Below are 23586 nucleotides of genomic sequence, written 5' to 3'. Positions count from 1 at the left end.
GTGCCTAGTTAGCCAACCAGGCATCGACGAAGAGCGGTGTTGCGACTGCAGTGGTGGAACCCACGTTTTTCAGTTTATCCGAGTAAAGAAAATGGTTCTGCTGGTCATAGAGAGGCAGAACGTAGTAGCCCTCAAGAACCTGCTTTTGCACCTGGGCATACAGCTCTTTGCGCTGCTCTTCGTCCTTTGTAGTCCCGGCGGCGTCAAGCAAGGCATCAAGGTTTTCGTTTTTGACCTGGGAGAGATTGGCAAAGTAACCCGAGGGGGCGGGAATGGTTGAATCAGAATGGAAAAGGATGGCTAAGACGCTCGGACCAACCTTGGTGTACGGAGCGGAGACGAGGTTGTAGTTGTTTTTGGCCAAGTCGCCATACCAGCTGGAGACATCCAAGAGGTTGATCTTGATCTCGATGCCAGATTCTTTGGCAGTGGCCTGCATCTGTTCGAAGAGTGATTGTTCAGCTGGGATGGACTGGCTGGTACTTACCGGAAAATTAAGGGAAAGCCTGGCCCCGTCCTTAACCCGGTATCCCTCAGCGTCGCGTCGTTTCCAGCCAGCGGCATCGAGTAACTCGCCAGCCTTTGCCGGGTCGTAGTTGAAGAGTTTTTCCTCAGAGTATGCCAGCGGTTCAACGCTGGAGAGGGGTGAATAGGAACGCGGTGCCGTGTCGAAGAAGAGAGAATCAATACTTGCATTGACGTTCACCGCGTGGATGAAGGCTTCCCGGACGTTGACGTCGTTGAACGGGGCTTTAGAAGAGTTCAGCTCAATACGATTCGCGGCTCCGGGGCGCGGTGCATCCAGGTGCTTGATACTGGCAATCTTGCCGGCTGCGGCAATGGCGTCAGGCTGGGCGTTGTCGATGACCTGCACTTCACCGGATTGCAGGGCAGCATAGCGGGTTGCCGCCTCGGGGATGAAGCGCCAAGTGATGGAATCCAGGTGCGCTTTCCCTGCGTTTGCAGCGCTCGGATCAGGGGAGATGTACGCGTCGTTGCGCACAAGGTTTACGGATTCCTGCTTTTTCCAGGATTCAACCTTGAAAGGTCCAGTGCCCACAGGGGATGCACAGTTCTCGGCTTGGGGACGCTTAAGCGCAGTAGGGGACTCAATGGATACCCAGGGCATGGAGAACGATTCCAGCAGTGAGTTATCCGGGGTCTTGAGGCGTAATTCAAGGGTGTTGGTATCGGTAACCTTCATGGAATCGATTTTTCCAAGGGCTAGGTAGCCAGTGGATGAAGCGGTGCTGGGATCTAACAGGTGCTCAAAGTTGCTCTTGACTGCTTCAGCGTCCAGTGCGGTGCCATCGGTGAAGCTTATGCCAGCACGAATCTTCACTGTTCGGGTGAGCCCATCATCTGAGACAGTAGAGTCTTCGGCGAGCCAAGGAACCAACAAGCCTTCGGCGTTTTTGGTATAGAGCGTCTCCAAATATTGCGAGGAGACAAGCGCTTGTGGGTAGTTGCCCCCAACATGGGGATCTAGGCAACTGGGTTCGGCGTCGCCGGAAGCGTAAACCAGGGTTCCGCCAGCAACTGGTGTGCCGGCATCGTCGCCAGCACCCGCCGTGGGGCTTACGGGTGAGCAGCCTGTCAGAATAAGTGCTGCGGCTAGGGCCGTAGCTGCCGGAAATAAACTGTTGGCTAAGGGGCGAGCGAGAGTCATGAACATCTTCCTGCGGACCAGTAAAGTGAAACATTGTGGGGGTGCTCACCATCCGTTCTCTCGGCCATGGGCCGGCTGTGGATTGGTGGGCGCCGCGTTCAACCCTAGCCGGGCGACCGAGTCGCCGCGGTGCCATGTGGCGCAGATCATAGTTCCTCTGGGCAGGGGCGTGATGAGTGTCCGGACCCTGAGAAGCCTTAAAACACTTTGGAGAGGAACATTTTGGTTCGTTCGTGCTGGGGTTTGGAAAGGACTTGCTCAGGATTCCCGGATTCCACCACGACACCACCGTCCATGAACACCAGCGAGTCAGCCACTTCACGGGCGAATCCCATTTCATGGGTCACCACAATCATCGTCATGCCACTGCTGGCCAGTTCCTTCATCACATCCAGAACCTCGCCCACAAGCTCGGGATCCAGGGCGCTTGTTGGTTCATCAAAGAGCATCAGTTTCGGATCCATGGCTAAAGCCCTGGCAATGGCAACGCGCTGCTGCTGACCTCCGGAAAGATGAGCCGGGTAATAATCGGACTTATCGCCCAAACCAACCCGTTCCATCAGTTCTTTTGCTCTCGCTGCTGCCTTGGTTTTTGAAAGTCCCTTTACCCGCATCGGGGCCTGGATTATATTTTCAAGCGCCGTCAGGTGTGGGAACAAATTGAAGCGCTGAAAAACCATCCCAATCTCTCGGCGCTGAAAAGCAGCCTCTTTGGGCCGGAGTTCGTATAGTTTCTCGCCCCTCTGCCGGTAGCCCACCAGCTGACCATCCACGGAGAGCCGTCCGGCGTCGACCCGTTCCAAATGGTTGATGCAGCGTAGGAACGTCGATTTCCCGGAACCGCTGGGACCCACTATGCAGAGGACTTCACCGGCATCAACTTTCAGACTGATGCTTTTCAGGACCACGTTGGAACCAAAACTCTTGGATACGCGGTCCGCATGCACCATCGGAATATTGCTCATCCCTTGCCGCCTATCTCGTTGCCAAGGGGTTCGGTGGTGAGCCCTATAGCTGCTGGGGGCGTTCCGGGACCGGAAGCCTTCTCGCTTTTGCGCTGACCGGAGCCGCGGGAGAATCGCTTCTCGATGAAGTGCTGGCCGACCATGAGGATGGAGGTGAACAAGAGATACCAGATAGAGGCGACAATTAGCAGCGGGACCGGTGTAAACGTGACCGCCGAGATGCCGCGAGAGACGCCATACAGGTCAATACTTAGTGGGATAGCCGCCACCAGGGACGTGGTCTTGAGCATTGAGATGACCTCGTTGCCCGTCGGTGGAATGATGATGCGCATTGCCTGAGGGACCACAATGTAACGCATGGTCTGACTCCAGGACATTGCCAGAGCGCGTGATGCTTCCTCCTGTCCTTCATCCACTGAGAGCAACCCCGCTCTGACAATCTCTGACATGTACGCGGCCTCGTTCAAAGCCAGACCGATGATTGCAGTGACAAACAGGTTAGTGAAAATGCCATTCTGAAAGGTAATCCAAGGAGTCATGAACGGCACTCCAACGGTTAGCACCGGGTAAATTAGGGCGACAATGCCCCAGAAAACCAGCTGAACATAAACAGGAGTTCCACGAAAAATCCAAATGTAGAGCCAGGCAATACTTTTCACAACAGGGTTAGGGGAGAGCCGCATAATTGCCAACAGCAAGCCCAATGCTATGGCCAGGACCATGGCATACACCGTGAGTTGCAACGTCACCAGGGCTGCCTGGCTGATTCGTTTGTCGAAAATAAACTTTCCTACGTTCGACCAGCCATAGGCTTCACGTTGAAAAGCGTCGATGATAAAGACAGCCAGTAGAGCCACCAAAATCACGGCCACAATAATGCGCCATGGATGGCGCAGTGGGATTGCCTTGACTACTTCGCCATCCTGCTCAACATGCAGTGGAAGCGAAGGCGCCACGGGGGTTTCGCTGCTCTCCGGTGTCCTCATGGCTTGTTAGCTTTTCGCGCCTACGTTGATGGTGGCGGTGGAAACTGAGCCACTTTCTACACCCCATTTGGTGAGGATCTTGGTGTAGGAGCCGTCGTCGATCAGGGCCTGTAGCGCGTTCTGAAGAACGGGCTTGAATTCTCCGTCCTTGATGACAGGCATCCCATAAGGGGCAACTTCGAAAGCGTCGCCGGAAGTGTGGAGCTTTCCATCGGTTTTAGAGATCGCAAAGAGGGTGACAGGTGAATCGGCACTCATGGCATCCACCTGTCCAATGACGAGTGCATTGGTTGCCTGGTCTTGAGAGTCGAATTTGAAGATCTCGATGGCTGCTTTGCCGGCGTCGGTGCAGGCCTTGGATTTGGCTGGAACCTCATGAGTGTCCTCATAGGTGGTGGCCTGCACGGCAACTTTTAGTCCACAGGCGTTGTTGGGATCAACCGTTTTATCCACGGGGGAGGCCCATTGGATTCCTGCCATGTAGTAGTTCACGAAGTCGACCTGCTTTTCGCGTTCTGCCGTGTCCGTGAAGGAAGACATGCCCATGTCATTTTTCCCGGCGTTGATGGCTGGCAGGATGTTATCGAAGGTACCGATGTCGAAGTTAACTTTTAGCCCCATCACCTCACCAAGGGCGTTTGCGAGGTCTACCGACCAGCCAGCGGGCTTGCCGTTGGCGTCCTTGAACTCATTGGGTGGGTAATTATTAGCCATTCCCACATTTAGCACACCGGCACTCTTGATCTTTTCCGGCACAGAGGCCGCGATTGCATCATTTTTCTTGACCACAATGGCATCGCCTGAGGCAGAGGAGCTGGCACCTGGTGCGGTAGCGCTGTTGTCCACGCAACCGGTTAGCATCATTGCTACGGCGGCAGTCAGTGCGGGAATTGCATACTTTGCGCGCATTGGGTGTCCTTAGTGGGTGATCGAAAGTGATGTACCTTACTGCGTGTCATCGTAGTCGAGGCCATAGCTAAAAAATGCAGTTTCGGTGGCCGACTCACCTTGCTTGCTCTTTGTGGAGGTGCTGAGCACTATCTTCTTCTTGTAGATCTCCGCAGAATCTTGCTGGTGCTTGTTTGCGCTGCGTCCATACCGGCTGTGCGGATCAATGGCGGATTTGTTGATGCCCGGCAGGCGAGCCCCGTTGCGAAGTGGGAGCCACGAGCCCCACTCACCCTGGCAGCGTGGATCGAAGGAGAACGCAAACAAGCTTTTGCACCAATACTCCCCAAGGGCACCGGCCTTGCAGGTTACACCTAAGCCGACCTGGACAATGTCGCTACAGCCCTAAACAATGGGACCCGGGAACGCCACGGCTACGGCAGCAAAACCCCAGATGGTGAACTAGCTACTGATGAAGACTTGCGGGGAGCAGAATTTGCCGCTATCTACCGTGCACCTTACGTAGATGCCTGCAAAATATCCTTGAATGGCGTCCGGACGCGGTCATCACTTGTAGCGAAAGCTACAAACACGCGGAGCTCATCCCGCGGTCGGTCCCAGGCAGGGCACATATCCTCTGCGAAAAACCACTGGCCCCCTACCTGGCCCATGCGAAGGACGGTATTACGGTTAAGGCGCCTGCGAAGGTCATTTCATTAACGGCCATTGCTGTCAGATCTTCTGCTGTATATCAAGAACTCAGGGCCTTCGTGCGAGCAGGGCTGCTTGGTCAAGTTCTCTCCATAGTGGGAATAACCAATGGGTGGCTACCTAGCGATCGAGCATGGTTAACTGATCCGGTTCTAGTTGGTGGTGCCTAAAGCCTCAAACACTTACTGACCGTCAGGGGAGCATGTGGTGCCATGAAGATTGATCCAATTGCATCCCCTGTGGGTTGGTTCGATGCTGGCGGTTGTGAAGGCGGCCCAGCGATCCGTAGTTATAGGGCCTCACGTGCAATGCTGAGCGTTGCCCTTTGATGCTGAGAATCAAACCAACAAGTCAGCTATGAATCCAGTGCCGAAGTCCCGTGACGTGCAACTAACCTCAGGAATCCCAGATGGGGCCGAATGCTGGTACGCCACGTGGTTCAAATTCGCCAACGACCCGTCCGGTGACCGATTTATTTGAAACACAGATCACTGCGTCGGCGCCGGAGGCAACAAAGGCGTTGTAGGCAAGTTCAAATACATCAGGTTTGCCCTGCTCCGAGGTGTTCCAGATGACGGTTTCGGGCTGCGCCGAGGTGACTTCACCAACGAGCTCATCGCCGTAAGTGGCATGTGGGGTTTTGGTCACCCAATCGAGCCGAGCCCCCTGTGTATCGGTAAGTAGGTGGCCAAGCACTGGACCAATGCCGCTTCCTGTGACAACGTAAACCACACGATTTAAAAGTCACTTGGCGTTTGCCACGCCGACGGTGGGAATGCCGCGAATTCATACATGCGCTGGCGGCTTCTCGATGAATTCTGATGTCCACCCGCCAGCCCGCGAGACCACCATGCGGTATCCAGATTCACCTGATGTAGCCGTGATTGAGCTTGACAATTACTACGTGGGGCGAAGGACGCTCAACTGTGATCGGCACACGCCGCAGCAACAACCAGGGCCATACTGCTAGTGCACTGGAGGCCACGAGCATCCAGAAGATTGGTGAGGTCAAAAGAGCCTGCTCGAACGTTCGGGCCGGCGTCTGTAACTGGGCCAGAAGCATTGCATTCACCCACGCACAACCTATGACGGCCCGAGTCCCGAAGCGATGCGACGCCTCAAAGACATCGTGGCGACGGGTACGAAACTTTGGCCCCGCTAGGGCGCAGATGGTGAGTAACAATGTTGCCACGATGAGCGCCATGGCTACGGATACGTCGTCGTAGCCCGCTTCTCCATCAGCCCATGCTGGAGCAAGAAGTGCAACGTAAACGATGTACCAGGCCGTGCCGGCCAGAGCGCCGCCAACATGCTAACCACCCACATGGTAGTACTGGGCAAGGCGCCATCGTAGCTTCTGTGGCCAAGAGGATGGCGCACGTGTAGCTGGCCAGGAGATGAAGTTCACCATCCGGCCATCATTCCCCAGAGGAACACCAGCGCATTAGCGCTGAGCACTCCCAGGAAGAGAACTACGTAGAGGACAACTCGTGCACGGCCGCGAGGCGGCATTTGATCAGGCTGCACCTATTCAGTCAGTGGGGGATCGGCTAGAGAGTCGCCAGTTGCAAGCACGAGAACATTTTTTAGTCTCATGTGTACTCTCAGCAAATTTTCAAGCTTTACCCAGTTCATGTTATTGAAATGTTCAGCCCCGAGCGTCGTATGGACTTTTCACGCTGTAGTGCGCCCGCATTTAATTTCCTGCTGAGTATGCATCGGCTCCGGATCCGGTGAGCCACTACTGTCTGTGGGCACGTCCTCCACGGCGTCGTGAGGTCCAGGCAAGATATCCGCCAAAAGCCGTCACTACCCCAACACCACCGGCCACCAGCGGATTCTGCCAGATGCGCAGTCTCTCCCGATCTGCCGCCGTGAGCTCACCAATACCTCGAATGAATGCCGCAACAATCATCCCGGCCACAAGTCGGTTACCTATCTGTTCGGCTCGGGTCATTAACGGGTCTAATTCTGCGGCTCGAAGGTGAACTTCAACGCCGTCGTCCAAGTGGTCAATTAATTTTCTCACTCGATCAGGAAGTTCAGCGGCGAGAACGGCAGCATCTAATCCCCATCGGGAGAAGTTGCGAAGGAAATCCTGCGGAATTGCCCGTTCGAAGGCAAATCTGCTGGCGTAGGGCTTGACGACTGTACCTAGGTTGAAGTCTGGATTCAATCGAGCACCCATGCCTTCTGTCATGAAGACCATTTTTGTCAGCATCGCGATCTCGCTAGGCAACTGAAGATGATGATTACGCAAAATAGCGAGTATTTCTCCTATGAGCGGTGAAATTTCGATTTCACCCAAAGCCCTTCCCTGATATTGCTTCATAAAACGAAGTACATCCTGACGAAAAACACTGCGATCCGTAGATGGGCGGTTGATTGAAAGTTCCAGCAATGACCGGCAGATGCGGTCTGCGTCATTGAGGCTAAGCGCCAGTAAAAGGTTTCCGAGGTGTCCTCGAAGTTCTTTGTCGACCTCTCCGACCATGCCAAAATCAATTAAGGCTATGCGAGTATTAGTTTCGACAAACAAATTGCCCGGGTGCGGGTCCGCATGGAAAAAACCGTCCTCAAAGATCATTTTGACCGCAGCCTTGGCTGCTAGCTCAGCCAAAAAGTTCTTCTCGGCGGCAGGCATGGCAAGGACTTCTTCGTCGTCGATCTTTAGTCCAAAGATGCGTTCGATCGTCAGAACTCGGGAAGTTGTACTATTCCAATAGATTTTTGGAATATGGATGCTGGGATCGTCAGCAAAATTTTTAGCGAAACGTTCCGCATTGTGTCCCTCTTGCAAGTAATCGAGCTCCGCCCGAAGGGTTGTGGCGAAATTGGCGGAAATTGCCTCAAGGTTGTAATCCGCTACGAGCGTCCAATTGCGGCTTAGATGTTGGGCCAGGTTTTGCAGGATCTCCAGATCCTCCTGCACTTGGGCGACTACTCCTGGGCGGCGGACTTTAATGACGACGGCTGTGCCGTCATGCAGTGTTGCTGCGTGGGCTTGCCCAATCGAAGCGCTTGCCAACGGAGAATCGCTAAAGGCCTTAAAGAGCTCTTCAGGACTTGCTCCCAATTCCTGCTCGATGAGGGACCTGATGGTTCCGGCAGGCACTTCTGGGGCACTGCTTTGAAGTTTGGATAATGCAGTGAGGTAGCCCGGCGGCAGAATATCGGGACGTGTGGAAAGCACCTGGCCGAGTTTAATGAAAGTTGGGCCAAGTTCTTCCAACGCACGCCGCAACCGCTCGGGATCGGAAAGATCCTCAGACCCCTGCGATCCCGAGCCAGGTAAAAACCGACCCAATCCCAATCTTGTAGTCAGAGAGCCAAAACCATGGCGTGCCAAAATCTCTGCAACCTCGGCGTACCGTTCAAAATGGTTACCCACTGAATTGCTCCCATCATTGCTGACCCGAAACGCTGATACGAAGCTAACCGCGTACCAAACACTAACGTGAGCCTACTGCTTGATGCGAAAACACTACATGCGCTAAGAAGAGCAGAAGGTTCTCCCGGGCGTTTGCGGCCCGGGAGAACCTTCTGCTCTTCACGGCAGCTTCATTGGTGAAACGATATTCTCAAAGTGAACGGGCGACGAGTTCCTTCATGATCTCGTTGGTGCCACCGTAGATCTTCTGGACGCGTGCCGCGGCGAACCTGCGGGCAATGGGGTACTCGGCCATGTAGCCATAACCACCGAAGATCTGTAGGCACCGATCCACGACCTTGTTCTGCATATCAGTGCACCAGAACTTTGCCAAGGAAGCAGTCGGGGCATCGAGTTCACCTTTCACATGCTCTGTGATGCAGTGATCGACAAGCGTCCTTGCAGCAAGGCTATCCGCCAGGCACTCTGCAAGCACGAACCGAGTGTTTTGGAAACCCAACAGGTTCTGTCCAAAAGCATCACGGTCTTTGGCGTACGCGGTGGCCTCCCGCACCGCGAACTCACACTCTGCCGCCGCCGCGACAGCGATCCCAAGGCGTTCTTGGGGGAGTTGCTCCATCAGCTGCACAAAACCCTTGCCCTCAACGCCACCGAGCACATTCTCAACTGGTACCTGCATATCCACGAAGGAAAGTTCGCGGGTGTCCTGTCCGTGCATGCCGATTTTCTGAAGGACCCGGCCACGCTCAAACCCGGCAAGATCTGAGGTTTCGGCAACAATGAGCGACAAAGCACGTCCACCCTTTTCATCGCTTGTGCGGGCTACGATGACCAAAATATCGCAATGGGTGCCGTTGGTGATAAACGTCTTTGAACCGTTGAGTACGTAATTTTCTCCTTCACGCTTGGCGCGGGTACGCACGCTTTGGAGGTCGGAACCAGTTGACGGTTCGGTCATAGCGATGGCGCCAACCAGCTCTCCGGATGCCATGCCTGGGAGCCAGCGGTGTTTCTGTTCTTCAGTGCCAAAGGCTGAGATGTAGTGCGCAACGATTGCACTGTGAACAACATTTGCCCATGCCGTGTCGGCAATGCGTGCCTGTTCTTCCATAATGACCGCTTCGTGGGCGAAAGTGCCGCCACCTCCACCGTATTCCTCCGGGATGCTGATGCACAGAAGTCCGGCTTCTCCGGCCAGTTTCCAGAAATTGCGGTCCACGGCATGCTGCTCCGCCCAGCGCGCGTGATGCGGCGCTGATTCCTTCTCCAAGAAGATGCGTGTCATAGCCCTGAGGTCATCGAGTTCTTCCGTGCGCCACGGCGAACGGTAATCGTCCATCATCATGTTTGTTCTCCTAATTCCTGATTAATTGCTGCTCGCGACATCTGCCGCTCGGTGACTGCCTGGACACATTCATATTCGCTGGTTGCGGACCCCGCGTAAACGCTGGCATGTTGACTGCGAATGGTCTTCTTATCAAACTTACCGACGCTCGTCCGTGGGATTTCCGTGACGATCGTCATCGCCTCGGGTAATTGCCACGCCGCGAATGCGGAGGAGAGGTGCGAACGAATGTCGGCTATGTCCACTGTCGCGTTTGATCTAGGAACAACCAGTACAAATGGGCGTTCCTGCCATTTGGGGTGAGGAAGCCCCACAACGGCAGCCTCCGCAATGTTTGGATGGTTCAGCAACAGGTTCTCCATATCGATGGAGGAGATCCACTCGCCACCACTCTTTATGACGTCCTTGATCCTGTCGGTGACCTTCAGGTAGCCGTCGGGGTCGATGGTCCCGACGTCACCACTGCGCCAATACCCATCGACGAAGCGGTCCTTTGCATCTTCGGCAAGCATATTGTGATAGCCGCGAGTGACCCACGGCCCCCGGACGCAAATCTCGCCCTGGGTGACTCCATCCCACTGCACGTCCTGGTCAGAACCGTCGACTAAGCGAATCTCGACGCCGGATACTGGCAGCCCTTGCTTGCGCTTGAGATCAAGAAGTTCCGCCGGGGTGAGGCGTGCGCGGACACTGGCCTTATAACGGTTCATGGTCACAAGGGGTGTTGTTTCGGTGGCACCGTAAGCATGAACGGTTTCGGCTCCAGTAAGATTTTCGAAGCCGCGCATCAGCGTGAGCGGTGGTTCGGTGGCGCCGGATAGCATGCGCAAATTACTGAGATCCGGTTTGACCTCCAGCGTCTCAATGTATTGAAGCATCGGAATGAAGATAACGGGCGCCCCGTTGGTAATGGTCACACCTTCGTCGATGAGTGCATCAGTCAATGGACCTGTATCTTCGGCCATGTAACGCCCCGGCAGAACTATTTTATTGGCCATGAGTGCCGCAGCCTGAGGCAGGCCCCAAGCCTGCCCATGGAACATGGGGGTGATGAGCATGGTGCAGTCATCCAAGGTCATACCAACGTTCGCGGCAATGGCATAGGAATGCAGGTAGATGGCTCTGTGTGAATAAAACACGCCTTTGGGCCGTCCGGTCGTTCCAGTGGTGTAGCAAGCACTGTAGGCGGAATGCTCATCTATCTCAGGCCAGTGAATATCAGCTTCGCTTGCTGCGAGGAGTTCTTCGTAGTGATGGGCGTTGGGCAATGTTGTTGTTATCTCGGACATGGGCTTATCACTCATGATGATCCATGTGGTGACACTGGGCATTGAAGGTGCTACAGCTTCTGCCAAAGGAAGCAACGATTCATCGACGCAGATCAGAGATGTATCGCTGTCTTTGATCACGTAGCTGAGATCCTCGGGCCCAAGCCGCAGGTTTAATTGCACCATGACGGCAGCCAGACCTGGGATAGCCCAGTAGAGCTCAAAGTGACGGCGGCTGTTCCAATCGATGATGCCGACTCGTGTAGCCGGGCCCACACCGAGAGAACGTAGTGCGTTGGCGCCACGCTTGATCCGGTCGTAGGCCTCTGCATAGTTGTATCGGTCCCAGCCACCACCGGCGGTGCGATAAACAATCTCGCGCTCCCCGTGGGTTCGCGCAGCATGGCGGATGAGTGTAGTGGTGTTGAGCTGAACGTCATCTCCCATAGTGGAAGGATGACCTGAAACAATCTCTTTGGTGTTCATAGTCACGGCGTTTCCTTATCGAGCTGCCATGCGCAGTGCTCCGTCAAGACGGATTACCTCGCCGTTGATCATTTGGTTCTCAACTATGTGGGCCGCCAGTGCAGCGAATTCGGTGGGGTCGCCAAGCCGCGAGGGGAACGGCACCTGCGCTCCCAGTGAGTCGCGGGCCGCTTCAGGGAGGGAACCCATCATTGGGGTGAGGAACAACCCCGGGGCTATGGTGGCAACCCGGATTCCATACCGGGCAAGCTCCCGAGCAATGGGCAGTGTCATGGCGCTCACGCCACCTTTGGATGCGGCGTACGCTGCCTGCCCAATCTGTCCGTCAAACGCTGCTGCCGAGGCGGTGTTAATAATGACCCCACGTTCGCCACTGGCTCCGGGCTCATTGGTACTCATTGCCTCAGCGGCTAGCCTGATGACGTTAAACGTACCGGCTAAGTTGATGGTGAGCACGCGCAGGAAGGCATCCATAGGATGGGGCCCCTCTTTGCCCAGCACCTTAGTGGCGATCCCGATGCCTGCGCAGTTCACGATTCCTGACAAGGGGCCAGGCTGCGATGTTGCCACAGAGATGGCGTGGGCTACTTGTTCAGGATTGGTGACATCGGTTTCCACGAAGATGGCCCCCTCCGGTGCTGGACCCTTCAAGTCGGCTGCGATGACGTGAGCGCCGCGTTCAAGGAGCGCATTGACCGTCGCCTCGCCAAGGCCCGAGGCCCCACCGGTCACGATGAAAGTTCGGTTCTTAATTTCCATGGTTTCCTCTAGATTCTTTCGATGATGGTGCAGTTGGCCATGCCGCCGCCCTCACAAATGGTGAGTAGTCCGTATCGTCCTTCACGCCGCTCAAGTTCGTTCAACAACTGGGCAAGCAGACGGGCGCCGGTTGATCCAAGGGGATGGCCAATAGCAATTGATCCGCCGTTGACGTTGAGTTGATCCTGTGGGTAGCCATATTCGGCGGCCCAGAGGAGCGGAACCGGTGCGAAAGCTTCGTTGACTTCTACGAGGTCAATCTCGCCAATACTCAAACCTGCCTGATCAAGTGCACGCTGTGTTGCCGGCAGGACCGCAGTGAACTGCAGGACGGGATCATCAGCGGCCACGGCCATGGAGACAATTCGCGCCCGGGGACGCAATCCGGCAGACTCAGCCTGAGAGCGTTCGGCGATGAGTAATGCGGCTGCGCCGTCGCTCATCTGGGAAGAGTTTGCGGCGGTGATGACGCCATCGGGGGAGAACACAGGGGCCAGTGCAGCCATCTTTGCTGGGTCCAGGACTGCCCGAATACCTTCATCTCGAGTCATAGCCGCCACTGTGCCGTCTTTAGAGGTTCCGTCCACTGGAACAAGCTGTGAAGTGAAGTACCCGGCCTCCGTTGCTGCTGCTGCACGTCGGTGACTACGAATGCTGAATTCATCGAGTTGTTCGCGGGTGAACCCCCACTTGCTAACGATCAACTCTGCGGATGGACCCTGGGCTGGGATAGTTCCGCCGAACCGAGCCAGGGATCGCTTTCCATACCACTGACCTTGAGGTCCACCGGGGATGAACAATGGCCCCAAATCTACCCGTGACATTGATTCCACACCCGCGCCGATCGCGAAATCATATTCGCCGGACTTGATGCCTTGTGCGGCAAAGTGGACTGCCTGCTGGCCAGAACCACACTGGCGGTCAAGAGTTGTTCCAGGAAGCCCGATAGGGAAGCCAGCGCCGAGGATAGCGTTACGGGCAACGTTCCCTGCCTGTTCGCCGCTCTGGATTCCGCACCCAACGATCACATCAGCTAGGCGGTTCTGATCTATCCCTGTACGTTCTGCCAGGGTTGAGAGTGTTTGAGCCAAAAGGTCCACTGGGTGCCACTGGCTCAGCTGACCGCCACGCTTGCCTACTGGTGTCCTGACGGCGTCAACAATTACTGCTTCGCGCTTCATAAAGGTTCTCCTAGCTGTAAGTGTTCAAGAGTAGATTCAAGACCGAATGTCGTCGCGTAGGCGATGTTTGAGGATTTTCCCTGAGGGGTTGCGTGGAATCTCGGCAATGACGAGTTCGCGTGGCAGCTTGTAGTCGGCAATTTGTTCTCGTCCGTACTCGCGCAGTTCATCCAGTGTCAGCTGCTGACCGGGCAACAGAGTCACCACAGCAACAACGGTCTCGCCGTAGTCTTCGTGAGTACGTCCAACAACCGCGATGTCGGCAACCGCTGGGTGCCCGGCCATGGCACTTTCAACCTCGGCGGAGTAAACATTGCGTCCCCCCGTGATGATCATGTCTTTCATTCGGTCCACAAGGGTGATGTAACCCTCCTGGTCCTCTTGTGCGAGGTCACCGGTATGGACCCACCCATCCCGGATTGTTGCTGCGGTAGCTTCAGGATTGCGCCAGTAGCCTTTCATCATCGTTTCCCCGCGCATGATCATCTCGCCCACTTCGCCAGTGAGGACCTCATTGCCCTCGGGGTCAACGATGCGGACCTCAGTATTGGCGATGGCGAACCGGCCACTGGCCGAGGGGCGCTCCAGTACTTCATCGTGAGTGAGCAGGATACCGCCCGGGCCACCCTCCGTCTGCCCACATGCTTGAACGATCCACGCGTTCGGCAGGGCCGCCACCATTTGTTGGGCCAAGCCCGCAGGCATAGGTGCCGCGCCATACATGCAGATGCGAAGACTGGAGAGGTCGCGTGTGGACAAGCTCGGCGAGCGCATCAGGAATGTATACATGGTAGGGACGCCAAAAAAGAAGCCAATACGTTCGGATTCAATAGCTGAAAGTACCGTTTCCGGTTCGAAAGCCGGCAGGATCACGTGTGTCGCGCCGAGCATCATGCCCGGGATGAGGACTAGGTTCAGATCGGCTGAATGATAAAGCGGTGCAACATGTAAAAGTCGCTCTGCCATACGTAAACCAAAGCCCACACAGGAATTGATGCCCACCCAAATGATGCGATGGTGGTCAAACAATGCCCCCTTGGGCCGGCCAGTAGTTCCTGAGGTGTAGATGATCAACGCGTCGTCGTCTTCGGCAATGTCGACGTCGGGGGCTTGGATTGGTTGTTCTGCGGCGAGGGTGAGCACATCCTCGTAGCCCGGAACGGATCCGAGCGCTAGGGCGGGGACATCAGCTTGGCGTTTGCTTGCGTCTCGCCATCCGGAGATGGCTCCGGCAACCTCCGGGCCAAAAACGAGCAGTTTTGCTTCGGTGTCCGTCAGGAAGTAATCGATCTCCAGTGGTGCCGACCGCGGGTTGACAGGGACAACGATTGCACCTGCGCGCAGTCCGGCGTACAAGGCGATCACAAATGCGTCGCTGTTCCCTGAGAGGAGGACGAGTCTGTCGCCTTTGACAAGACCGCGTGCCTTGAACTCGTTGGCGAGTTGGCTGACTCGCCGGTCAAGCTCAGCGTAGGTGTGAGTGAGCCCACAATAACTTAAGGCGATTCGATTCGGACAGCCCGCGGCTGTCCGGGCGAGGATTCCTGCTAGGTCGGGCATGATTACTCCTATTCTGCGGTGCTGGTGGAATTGCTACGCTGGGAACTGGTGGCAGCCACATATTCTGTGGCTGCATCCCCAGGGAGGAGAACGGGGACAAGAGGCAGATCGTGGGCTTGCCCTAGGGCCGCCCAATGAGAGTTCGGCTGGCTAGCGAATTCTCGGGTTATCTCCTCCCGTGTGCTGCCAATATGAGTCTGGAGACGAGCAGCGAAGTGTGGCTCGAGCGCCCCCACAGCAATGTAGCCATCTGCACTCTGGTAGATACCGTACGTTGGCACCGCCCCACCAAGGATGGCCCCGGGGGAGGTGAGCCCGTGCCGGACTCCAGCCGCAGCGGCATGTGCTGCCACATCAAGAACCACCTTCTCGTGGATTTCTTTCACGCCTTGATCCTTCTGGCGAAGAGCCATGAGGGTGGCCACCACTGCCCGCTCGGAGCCGAGCAGATCCGCGACTGGGATGAGGGGAAGGTCCGGGGGGAGCAAGGTTCCGTGTGCGGCTTGGTACGTCAAGTCATGACCGGGCTGCTCAGAAAGTGGACCATCGTGGCCAACAATTTCAACCAGCGCTATACCGTGATTCCTGAGTGTTTCTCCGAGATTAAGTCGGTTCAGTGCGGAAGGCCGCATGGAGGTGAGAAGAACGTCGGCCTGAGCGAGTAGCTCTTCAAACGAGGAGCGGCTGGAGGGGTCTTTCAGATCAAGTGAGATGACTTCTTGTCCTGCAACAAGTTCGTCATACCATCCAGGGGCAACACTACGCAGGGGGTCACCCTGGAGCGGTTCCACCTTGATGACTCTGGCACCTAACTCTGCCAACCGTGAGGCAGCAAGCGGTCCTGGGAGATTGATGGCGACTGTGACTATGACAATGCCTGCCAGCGGGTTGGTCAATGCAGCTCCTGACGTCAGTGTTCAAAAATGCTCTTTGTACAGTTGTACAGTATCCAATACGGTAGTACAAGAGGTTGTAGTCTAATATTGAGCTGTGAACAGAGATAGCAGCAAAGAAAAGATTTCCCAGCCGGAGGTTCCTTCAACTCCCTGGTCACCCAAGGATCTGACCTCCAAGGCACGTATCCGCAATGCGGCGCTGAGCCTTTTTGCCAGACTTGGTGAAGATGGCACGTCCATGCGTTTGATTGCTGCCGAGGCGGAGGTGACAGTTGGACTGGTGGCCCACCACTACGGCACCAAAGAGGGGCTACGCGAGGCGGTGGACTCACTGGTCGTTAATCTTTTCGCGGATACCCTTACCTCGGTGCCGATGACGGGCTCATCCCGGGCAATAGTGGCGCTTCGAGACGCTGCTGTGGCTGCGATGTTGGAGAGTAATCCGGTCATTGTCGACTATCTTCGCCGCTCACTGTTGACAGGACCTGGACAGGCCGGTGATGTCCTGAGCAGGCTTGCTGTTTTGACGGCGGAACAGGTACGCTCGCTGCGTGGCACCGGATTGGCTTCAACGGAACGCAGCGTGACAGAGCAAACGGTTACGATGATTGTCCGCCAGTTTGGCCGACTTTTCCTACAGCCTTTGGTCAACCGAATTGTAGATGAGTGTGGAGAGCCAGGTGAGGTAAGCCCTGAACTCGTCGTCGGCATCAGGGCGTGATCCTAAAAAATCGGTGAGTTGGATTCGGCTGTTCCGCGATGCATGCCCTCGGCGCGCAGTAGATTCAACTAGTTTCACGTTGTGTAGCATGACGCATTTTTCATCTCTGGGAGAACCAGCACCGCAGGTGCAATGATGTGAACAAGTAGTCAATAGAATCAGAACCATATTTCTCTTACTCCTGAAGAGGTCGTTGCATGAGGGTTCAAAACTGTCTTGATGCATTGAAGCAGGCCAGTCGGCTTGTCGATGCCTTGCGACTTGCCGATGATTTAGCCGTGCAAGCTGGTCGCAACGGGGGCGTGCGAAACCTGCGTATTCTTCGACGTGCCATTGGATCCACAGACCAGATTGTGGCGATTGCAGCGATTCACGCTGTGGCTCAAATGGATGGTGAAGAAGTTGACGTGGTGCTCTCTGACCTCCTCTCGAGTCAACAAAGATTCATCCGTGAGCACGCAGCCTGGGCGCACAGATCCCGTGTGCCCCGGCCCGGATCCGTTGGACGGTTGATAGGGCTCGTGGTTTCTGGCGGATTTGCTTCGATGCTGGCCCAGCGAACTTTAGAAGTGTGGGCCACCTCATCGCCTGACCTTGTCGCCATTGGCCTCGAAAGCGCGCTGCTAGGTGTAAAAGAACCGACGAGTCGTTACCGCTTGGTAGAGACACTTGGTTTGGTACAGCAGCCGGTTGCCACCACTCCGTTATTGGAAGTGGCACAGGACGGGAGCGAAGAAATAAGTGTCCGTGTTGCGGCTGTTGCGGCACTAGGTCAACGCCAGAGAGAAGCAGAAACAGTTGAACTACTTGAAAGACTCGTTACTTGCGGAGGAAATATTGGGGAAGTAGCCGAACTTTCCTTGGTGGATCTTGCTGCTCAGGAAGCTCCCGACAGCGTGGAGATGGTAGTTGCTCCTGAGACAGGGCTGACGGTGGCCCAGCTGTTCCTCCACGCTGATATAGATGCGACTCTGAGCCGAGCCGGAAGCGGGGACAACGGCGGGATTGCGACCTTGTTGGTGCGTCTCGGTGATGCACTCGTAGCTGATCAGGCCCCGGTAAACGATGAAGCTGAAAAAACTGAGAAAGCTGAGAAAAGTCCAACAGCAGAAGAGGTAAGCGTCCGCAGTCTGCCAATCGGTCGAGTGCTGACACTCTCTAGGGGCGACGTCATTGATGCGGCGCAGAGCATTGTGGAATTAGAGAGAGTCAAACAGGGACATATATATGCTCGTATCCCGCTGCTCCAGCCCGCACCGGCGTCGGCGAAAGCGTGGACATTACTGGTGGCAGCCCGGCGAGGCATCAGCCGGATGCTCAGGGCTGCCGGAGACGTTCACGTCATTCATTTGAGGATGGCAGATGTGGGCAGTTTAGCTGCGTTCGACGTGGCCCGTGCCCTTGAAATTCCTGTTGTCTTCACCGTGGCGCCGGATCCCCATGCTGTTATTGATTCGATGGATCGTGCGGGGACTTTAACAAGGGAAAACTTTGGAACTATTGATGAGATAGAACATTTTTGGTTCCGCGCCAGGCTTGTGCAGCGGCTAGCGACCAACTCGGCTCATAGCGTTTTCTTCCCCCGCCCAAACTTACGCCGAGACATCATTAATTTGGTCGGAATCGACGTAGCGAAAGAACCTCTTCGGCATACTATTGTCCCTGAAGGTGTTGACCTGAAAGTCATTGACCAAGCAGTGCGTGAAGCTGAAGAACATGCTGGCGGTAAACCAGCAACAGCAGCACTACTTGAGTTAGAAGACCTTCTTCGCGGACTTCCGCCTGCGCGACGTGGGTTGCCACTAGTGATTAGTGTCGGCCGTTTCCACAGGATTAAGGGTATGGCAACTGTTGTTGAAGCCTGGGCAGGGAGCGAGCTGCGTGATAAGACCAACCTTCTACTGATCGGGGGGAACCTCAAGAACCCCTCTGCGGATGAGCGTGAGCAACTAGGGCTAATCGACGCCATAGTTCAACCGGCTGACAGGCTAAAGGCGGGCTTGCTACTTCCCGGCCACCAGCCCAACAATACGGTGGCCAGATGGGTTGCCGCTGCACGCACTGGAGTACCCGGCTATGCTGCGCCGCTTGGTGTTTACGTGTGTGGGAGTCTCAAAGAAGAATTCGGCATTGCGCTGCTAGAGGCTATGGCATCGGGCTTGCTGGTAGTTGCTCCCGACAGCGGCGGCCCAGCAACTTACGTGGAACAAGGCCGCACAGGATTTCTCACGACAACGTGGGATACCACCATGCTCGGTGACGCCATAGTTTTAGCACTGGAACAATCGGTCAATGAATCTACAGACGATCGAGCTGCTTACGCACGCAGTGTTGTTCAAGAACAGTTTACGATCGAAGCCATGGCACATACTTTGAACCACGTTTATACCTCCGTACATTCTGACGATATCGAAATGCGAAGAGAGTTGATTACTTACCCATGACAGTCCTGATCATCAGTCCGGATTACGCTTCACACCTTTACCCACTTGCTGCCATGGGAACCAGCTGGCAAGACGCGGGTGAGAGGGTGGTGGTTGCGACCGGGCCCGCAACCTCTTCCATAGTTGAGTCCTTTGGCTTCGACTATGTTCCACTCCAGCTAAGTAGAGGGTCCAACCCAGGTGTGATCCGTGCTGCGGAACAGCCCAAAGGGGAAGATGCGGCCTTGCTTGGTTTTTTTTCAGCCACTCGCAGGGGCATGATTGAAACCCTTTCATTCCAAGCCGAAGCGCGCCTGAACGACCTCATGTGGGAGCCGGTAAGGACCGCTCGTTCTGTGCAAGCAATCATTGCGGAACTCAACCCCCATACGATCATCGTTGATCATTTAGCCTTCAGTGCCCGCCTTGCCATGGTGGCGGCAGGAATTCACCACATCGACGTCGTCCTGGGCCATCCCACAGCTCTGCCGCTCCCCGGCGCCTCAGAGGTTTACGGGCTTCCACCGCACTGGCCTATCGCATTCTCACCCAGTGAGCAAGAGCTCGATGAACTGAAAAACCTATGCGTGAAAGTTGCCGAATCTTTCACCTCCGAGTGGAATCATGCGTTGGCCGAGTTGAACCCTGCGTTGGATCCCTCTCCAGATGCATTCGCCGAGCATGGCGACCTGCTAGTTTTTAATTACCCCGCAGAGCTGATGAGCAAAGAACGCGCACAATTGCTGCCAGAACACGTTTTCATGGGCTCCTCTGTACGTTCAGAACGGACAGAACCGAAGGTGGAACGATGGCTAGCCTCAAGCAACGAACGCTTCGTTTATGTCAGCTTTGGTAGTTTCCTTTCAGTACGTGATGATGTTCTCGGCAAGGTAGTTAGAGCGTTGCGGGAATCGGGGATCCGAGCAGCAGTTGCCTATGGGTCATCAGATCTGACGGCACTGGGGGAGATTCCTGATCATTGGCTGGTAGGTGAATTTCTGCCACAGGTGACGTTGCTGGAGTCGGCGGCAGCCGCTGTGACTCACGGAGGCAACAACAGTGTCACAGAATCTATGACTTTTGGGGTCCCGTTAGTGGTCATGCCGTTCTCTACAGACCAGTTTGCCGGTGCTGCGGCACTTGAATCGGCTGGTTTCGGGGCGGCGCTGGCCCCAAATACCAGCACGGTAGAGGACATCCGCACTGCGCTGGGTACCGTGCTGGAATTGCCTGACGAAAAGCGAGCGGCTCTGCATGCGCTCGGCCACAACCTGCGTCAAAAAACCGGGCATGCCAAGGTTTGGTCCGCCCTAACAGGTGGGTGAACAACTTTAACTTTCAACACGATGGGCACCTAATCGTGGCCTCTGTTGTTGGGGCGTGCGAGTTGCTATCATGTCCCCATGACTGAACTACGTGATGCTCATCTGTTGGTTGTGGGGGCTACTGGCGGGATCGGTTCCGCAGTCTGTCGCCGGTTACGTGATGCAGGAGCGCGACTAACGCTGGCGGGAAGAAATGAGTCCAGCCTTGAGGCCCTAGCGCAGGAACTTGGTGCAGCCGTGATCACCACTGTGTCTGCTGATCTAAGTCTGCCAGATGGACCAGCAACGCTTGCCGCGGCGGTAGCGAAAGAGGGGCGCATCGATGGTGTGGTTTATGCTGCAGGGGTTGTGGCGTTCGGACCCTTGGCAGAACTCGATGATGACACTTTTGATGAGTTAATGCTGTTGAACTTTGTCGCTCCAGTCAGACTATTGCGCAGCTTGCTTCCCTATTTGAGCCCGGGAGCAGTGGTGGTCCACCTAAGTGCGGTCGTTGCTGAGCAGCCGATGAAGGGAATGGCTGCTTATTCTGCTGTGAAGGCTGCTCTGACTGGATTTAGTACTGCTATGAGTGCCGAGCTGCGTCGACAAAAAATACGGGTCCTTGATGTTCGTCCTCCCCACACTGAGACGGGTCTGCACACCCGACCAATTTCTGGTGTCTCACCGAGGCTAGGTGATGGACTGGATCCAGTCGAGGTTGCCAGCCGGATAGTGCTAGCAATTGCCGACGATGAGTCTGACTTACCAGCCTCAGCCTTTAGATAATATAGTTCCCCCGAGAGTGTTTTCCAGGTTGTCCACGAGATCCAGGACGATTTCGTTTCGACGCATAAATGATGGCTTCATCGGAGGATCAAATTTGGCGAACCGTGGCGAGCCTACGGTTCTCAGACCTGCGTCAGCCACAGCCTGTCTCAACCTCTTGAGATGGCGATCATAGTTTGCCTCTGTCCACCGGCCACTAAAATCAATCACGGCCGAAAGGCTTTCCGGAACTGCACGAATTCTCACGAGTGAGTTGTTGGGCTTGGGTACGTTTTCCAGTGTGCTTCCTTCTGGCAGAACAAATGCTACTCGGAACCCGGCAGGCTGGGAAAGATCGGTCTCCACATCAAATCCCTGCTGAAGGACAGGTGCTGTCATCTCAAGCGTTTCCGCTGCCGAGTCCTGAACCACCGGTGATGTCATTGAGAGTTTCTGGCTTGAGTGGTTTTCCCCAGTGATATAAGAAAAAAGATAGCGAAACGCCTTCTTGCCAGCTTGGTCGAAAGTGCCTTGTGTAATCACCTCAGCCAGCAAGTGTTTGGGATAACGGCGCACTTGGAAAACCTCGTGGCTTTGAACAATCTGGTACGGCTGCTGATCAGTCATGCCATCACACTACTCCGCTACGGCAGCAGTGTTTCTAAACAAATGAGTAGTTTTAGAATAGAAAGACCGCGTTCGATGAAAAAATGTGTTTCGATCGAACGCGGCCAGCTTCTTTTCTGCGATTGCTCAGGTACTGAGCCGTGTCGGTTGAGACCGTCACTGGCGCTGAACTGCAAGTCGTGTTTCTGCTTACAGAACTTTGGCTAGAAAAGCCTTAGTGCGGTCCATTTTCGGGTTCAACAGCACCTCCGCCGGTTTACCGGATTCCACAATGGCTCCGTTGTCGAAGAAATTCACAGTGTCGCCAACTTCTCTGGCGAACCCCATCTCATGAGTGACCACAATCATTGTCATCCCCTCTCGGGTCAGCTCCTTCATTGCTTCTAGGACCTCCTCAACCAGCTCAGGGTCTAGTGCTGAGGTTGGTTCATCGAACAACATTATTTCTGGATCCATAGCAAGGGCCCGTGCGATCGCCACTCTTTGCTGTTGCCCGCCCGAGAGCTGGTGGGGGCGTTTGTGGCGATGACTATCGAGTCCCACTTTGCGTAGTTCTTCCACTGCACGCTTTCGGGCAATGGATTTATTCATACGCCGGACTTCTACTAGGGCGCACACCACGTTTTCCTCAGCAGTCAGGTGTCCAAACAGGTTGAATCGCTGAAACAGCATGCCCAGATTGGATCGGAACGCAGCGTATTCCTTCGTTGACCATTCGTAGTACTTACCTTCCCTGTACTCGTAGCCAACGTGTCTACCGTCTACGGTAAGGGTTCCAGAGTCGTAGCTCTCTAACGCATTGAGACAGCGCAAAAAGGTTGACTTGCCAGAACCTGAGGGACCAATGATACAACTTACCTCACCAGGTTTTACGGTGAAATTGACTCCGGTGAGGACCTGATGATTTCCGAATGACTTGGTCACGCCCTCTGCTTGAACGTGCAACTGCGCTGTCATGACATCTCCTTGCCTGTGGCAGAAACTTCGTCCCCAATAGTGAGCGGCAAAGAACCGGGCGTAGCGCTTTCTCGTGTCTGACGAGAGCCAAGAAATATTCTCTGCAGCATACTTGGCCTGCGGACCAGCCTGACAGCCTCTGAACCGAAGCGTTTTTCCAACTTTGACTGGAAGAACGTCGCTATTGCTGTCATGACCATGTACCAGATGGATGCAACGATGAGCAGCTCCATAATCAGGTTGTTCTGCTTATAAATCTGGGAAGCGTTGGTCATCAGATCGTTTCCCGCCACGACATAGACCAGCGACGTGGTCTTCAACATGGAAATGAACTCATTCCCTGTGGGAGGGATAATGATGCGCAGGGCTTGGGGAAGCACAATTTTGCGCATGCGCTTACCCGGGGTCATCCCCAAGGCAAGTGCCGCCTCGGATTGCCCAGCATCAATGGCTTGAATCCCGGCCCTGACAGTTTCGGCAAAGTACGCGGCAAGGTTTAATCCCAGGCCCAGCAGCGCCGAAGTGAATCCTGTCATGACGTCGTTGGTGTTCCAGGGTTAGCGGCCATAATGTGTGTATGCAAAGTGGCTTTTGACCAGTAATCATATGGGATGCAGGGCCTTGTACATGCTTTGAAAGCATGTATGGTGACAGTTCCCAAGAACCACCCCCGTTGTGGTG

General features: G+C 55.2%; 22 protein-coding genes. 5 read left to right on the top strand and 17 right to left on the bottom strand.

Translation table 11 applies throughout. The features are described from left to right. Positions 1-4 precede the first annotated feature (4 nt). The 5 genes from QMG40_RS16795 to QMG40_RS16775 form a co-directional block, all read right to left on the bottom strand. The gene (locus QMG40_RS16795; protein ID WP_283532282.1) at positions 5-1669 is read right to left on the bottom strand and encodes an ABC transporter substrate-binding protein; all 1665 of its coding nucleotides are present in this window, start codon (positions 1667-1669) and stop codon (positions 5-7) included. Between the two features lie 197 nt (positions 1670-1866). Then, positions 1867-2634, bottom strand: a complete 768-nt coding sequence (locus QMG40_RS16790) for an amino acid ABC transporter ATP-binding protein (RefSeq protein WP_283532281.1) — start codon at positions 2632-2634, stop codon at positions 1867-1869. After that, entirely contained in the window at positions 2631-3620 is a 990-nt protein-coding gene (locus tag QMG40_RS16785) for an amino acid ABC transporter permease (RefSeq protein ID WP_283532279.1), read from the bottom strand. The genes QMG40_RS16790 and QMG40_RS16785 overlap by 4 nt, the downstream gene beginning before the upstream one ends. A 6-nt stretch (positions 3621-3626) precedes the next feature. Next, a complete protein-coding gene (locus tag QMG40_RS16780; RefSeq protein WP_283532278.1) occupies positions 3627-4529 on the bottom strand; it encodes an ABC transporter substrate-binding protein in 903 nt (300 codons plus the stop codon). A gap of 36 nt (positions 4530-4565) precedes the next feature. Beyond that, a complete protein-coding gene (locus tag QMG40_RS16775) occupies positions 4566-4835 on the bottom strand; it encodes a hypothetical protein (RefSeq protein WP_283532313.1) in 270 nt (89 codons plus the stop codon). A gap of 167 nt (positions 4836-5002) precedes the next feature. On the opposite strand from QMG40_RS16775, the gene QMG40_RS17455 reads away from it, so the two are divergent. Continuing rightward, positions 5003-5389: a Gfo/Idh/MocA family oxidoreductase gene (locus QMG40_RS17455; protein WP_459253034.1), complete on the top strand. Its 387-nt coding sequence runs from the start codon at positions 5003-5005 to the stop codon at positions 5387-5389. A 226-nt stretch (positions 5390-5615) separates the two neighbouring features. Here QMG40_RS17455 and QMG40_RS16765 read toward each other — a convergent pair whose 3' ends face one another. From QMG40_RS16765 to QMG40_RS16725, 9 genes are all read right to left on the bottom strand, one after another. Then, entirely contained in the window at positions 5616-5867 is a 252-nt protein-coding gene (locus tag QMG40_RS16765; protein WP_283532277.1) for a hypothetical protein, read from the bottom strand. A gap of 217 nt (positions 5868-6084) precedes the next feature. Further along, complete coding sequence (locus tag QMG40_RS16760) at positions 6085-6291, bottom strand: hypothetical protein (RefSeq protein ID WP_283532276.1); 207 nt, start codon at positions 6289-6291, stop codon at positions 6085-6087. A 669-nt stretch (positions 6292-6960) separates the two neighbouring features. After that, entirely contained in the window at positions 6961-8610 is a 1650-nt protein-coding gene (locus QMG40_RS16755; protein WP_283532275.1) for an ABC1 kinase family protein, read from the bottom strand. A 190-nt stretch (positions 8611-8800) separates the two neighbouring features. Then, on the bottom strand, positions 8801-9955 hold the full coding sequence (locus QMG40_RS16750; protein WP_283532274.1) for an acyl-CoA dehydrogenase family protein: 1155 nt from the start codon (positions 9953-9955) through the stop codon (positions 8801-8803). Next, complete coding sequence (locus QMG40_RS16745; RefSeq protein WP_283532311.1) at positions 9952-11709, bottom strand: long-chain-fatty-acid--CoA ligase; 1758 nt, start codon at positions 11707-11709, stop codon at positions 9952-9954. Before QMG40_RS16745 ends, QMG40_RS16750 begins: the two co-directional genes overlap by 4 nt. A 15-nt stretch (positions 11710-11724) precedes the next feature. Next, a complete protein-coding gene (locus QMG40_RS16740) occupies positions 11725-12468 on the bottom strand; it encodes an SDR family NAD(P)-dependent oxidoreductase (protein WP_283532273.1) in 744 nt (247 codons plus the stop codon). 8 nt (positions 12469-12476) lie between these two features. Then, positions 12477-13649: a thiolase family protein gene (locus QMG40_RS16735; protein ID WP_283532271.1), complete on the bottom strand. Its 1173-nt coding sequence runs from the start codon at positions 13647-13649 to the stop codon at positions 12477-12479. A 36-nt stretch (positions 13650-13685) separates the two neighbouring features. Further along, a complete protein-coding gene (locus QMG40_RS16730) occupies positions 13686-15209 on the bottom strand; it encodes an acyl-CoA synthetase (protein WP_283532270.1) in 1524 nt (507 codons plus the stop codon). An 8-nt stretch (positions 15210-15217) separates the two neighbouring features. Continuing rightward, positions 15218-16105, bottom strand: coding sequence for a CoA transferase (locus tag QMG40_RS16725; RefSeq protein ID WP_283532269.1), 888 nt, complete (start codon positions 16103-16105; stop codon positions 15218-15220). A gap of 94 nt (positions 16106-16199) precedes the next feature. Between QMG40_RS16725 and QMG40_RS16720 the strand changes: the two genes are divergently transcribed. From QMG40_RS16720 to QMG40_RS16705, 4 genes are all read left to right on the top strand, one after another. Then, positions 16200-16826, top strand: coding sequence for a TetR/AcrR family transcriptional regulator (locus QMG40_RS16720; protein ID WP_283532268.1), 627 nt, complete (start codon positions 16200-16202; stop codon positions 16824-16826). A gap of 197 nt (positions 16827-17023) precedes the next feature. After that, on the top strand, positions 17024-19270 hold the full coding sequence (locus tag QMG40_RS16715) for a glycosyltransferase (protein WP_283532267.1): 2247 nt from the start codon (positions 17024-17026) through the stop codon (positions 19268-19270). Continuing rightward, positions 19267-20574, top strand: a complete 1308-nt coding sequence (locus tag QMG40_RS16710; RefSeq protein ID WP_283532266.1) for a nucleotide disphospho-sugar-binding domain-containing protein — start codon at positions 19267-19269, stop codon at positions 20572-20574. Before QMG40_RS16715 ends, QMG40_RS16710 begins: the two co-directional genes overlap by 4 nt. A 78-nt stretch (positions 20575-20652) precedes the next feature. After that, a complete protein-coding gene (locus tag QMG40_RS16705; protein WP_283532265.1) occupies positions 20653-21342 on the top strand; it encodes an SDR family NAD(P)-dependent oxidoreductase in 690 nt (229 codons plus the stop codon). Here the strand turns inward: QMG40_RS16705 and QMG40_RS16700 are convergent. From QMG40_RS16700 to QMG40_RS16690, 3 genes are all read right to left on the bottom strand, one after another. Beyond that, complete coding sequence (locus QMG40_RS16700) at positions 21328-21948, bottom strand: SOUL family heme-binding protein (protein ID WP_283532264.1); 621 nt, start codon at positions 21946-21948, stop codon at positions 21328-21330. The genes QMG40_RS16705 and QMG40_RS16700 overlap by 15 nt on opposite strands. A gap of 189 nt (positions 21949-22137) precedes the next feature. Continuing rightward, positions 22138-22905: an amino acid ABC transporter ATP-binding protein gene (locus tag QMG40_RS16695; protein WP_283532263.1), complete on the bottom strand. Its 768-nt coding sequence runs from the start codon at positions 22903-22905 to the stop codon at positions 22138-22140. Continuing rightward, positions 22902-23441 carry an amino acid ABC transporter permease gene (locus QMG40_RS16690; RefSeq protein ID WP_283532262.1) on the bottom strand — a complete coding sequence of 180 codons (540 nt, stop codon included), beginning with the start codon at positions 23439-23441 and terminating at the stop codon, positions 22902-22904. Before QMG40_RS16690 ends, QMG40_RS16695 begins: the two co-directional genes overlap by 4 nt. Between the last annotated feature and the right edge of the window lie 145 nt (positions 23442-23586).

The sequence above is a fragment of the Arthrobacter antibioticus genome, assembly GCF_030063205.1.
In the GTDB taxonomy this organism is placed as follows: Bacteria; Actinomycetota; Actinomycetes; order Actinomycetales; family Micrococcaceae; genus Specibacter.
This window is presented reverse-complemented; position numbering and strand designations above follow the sequence as displayed.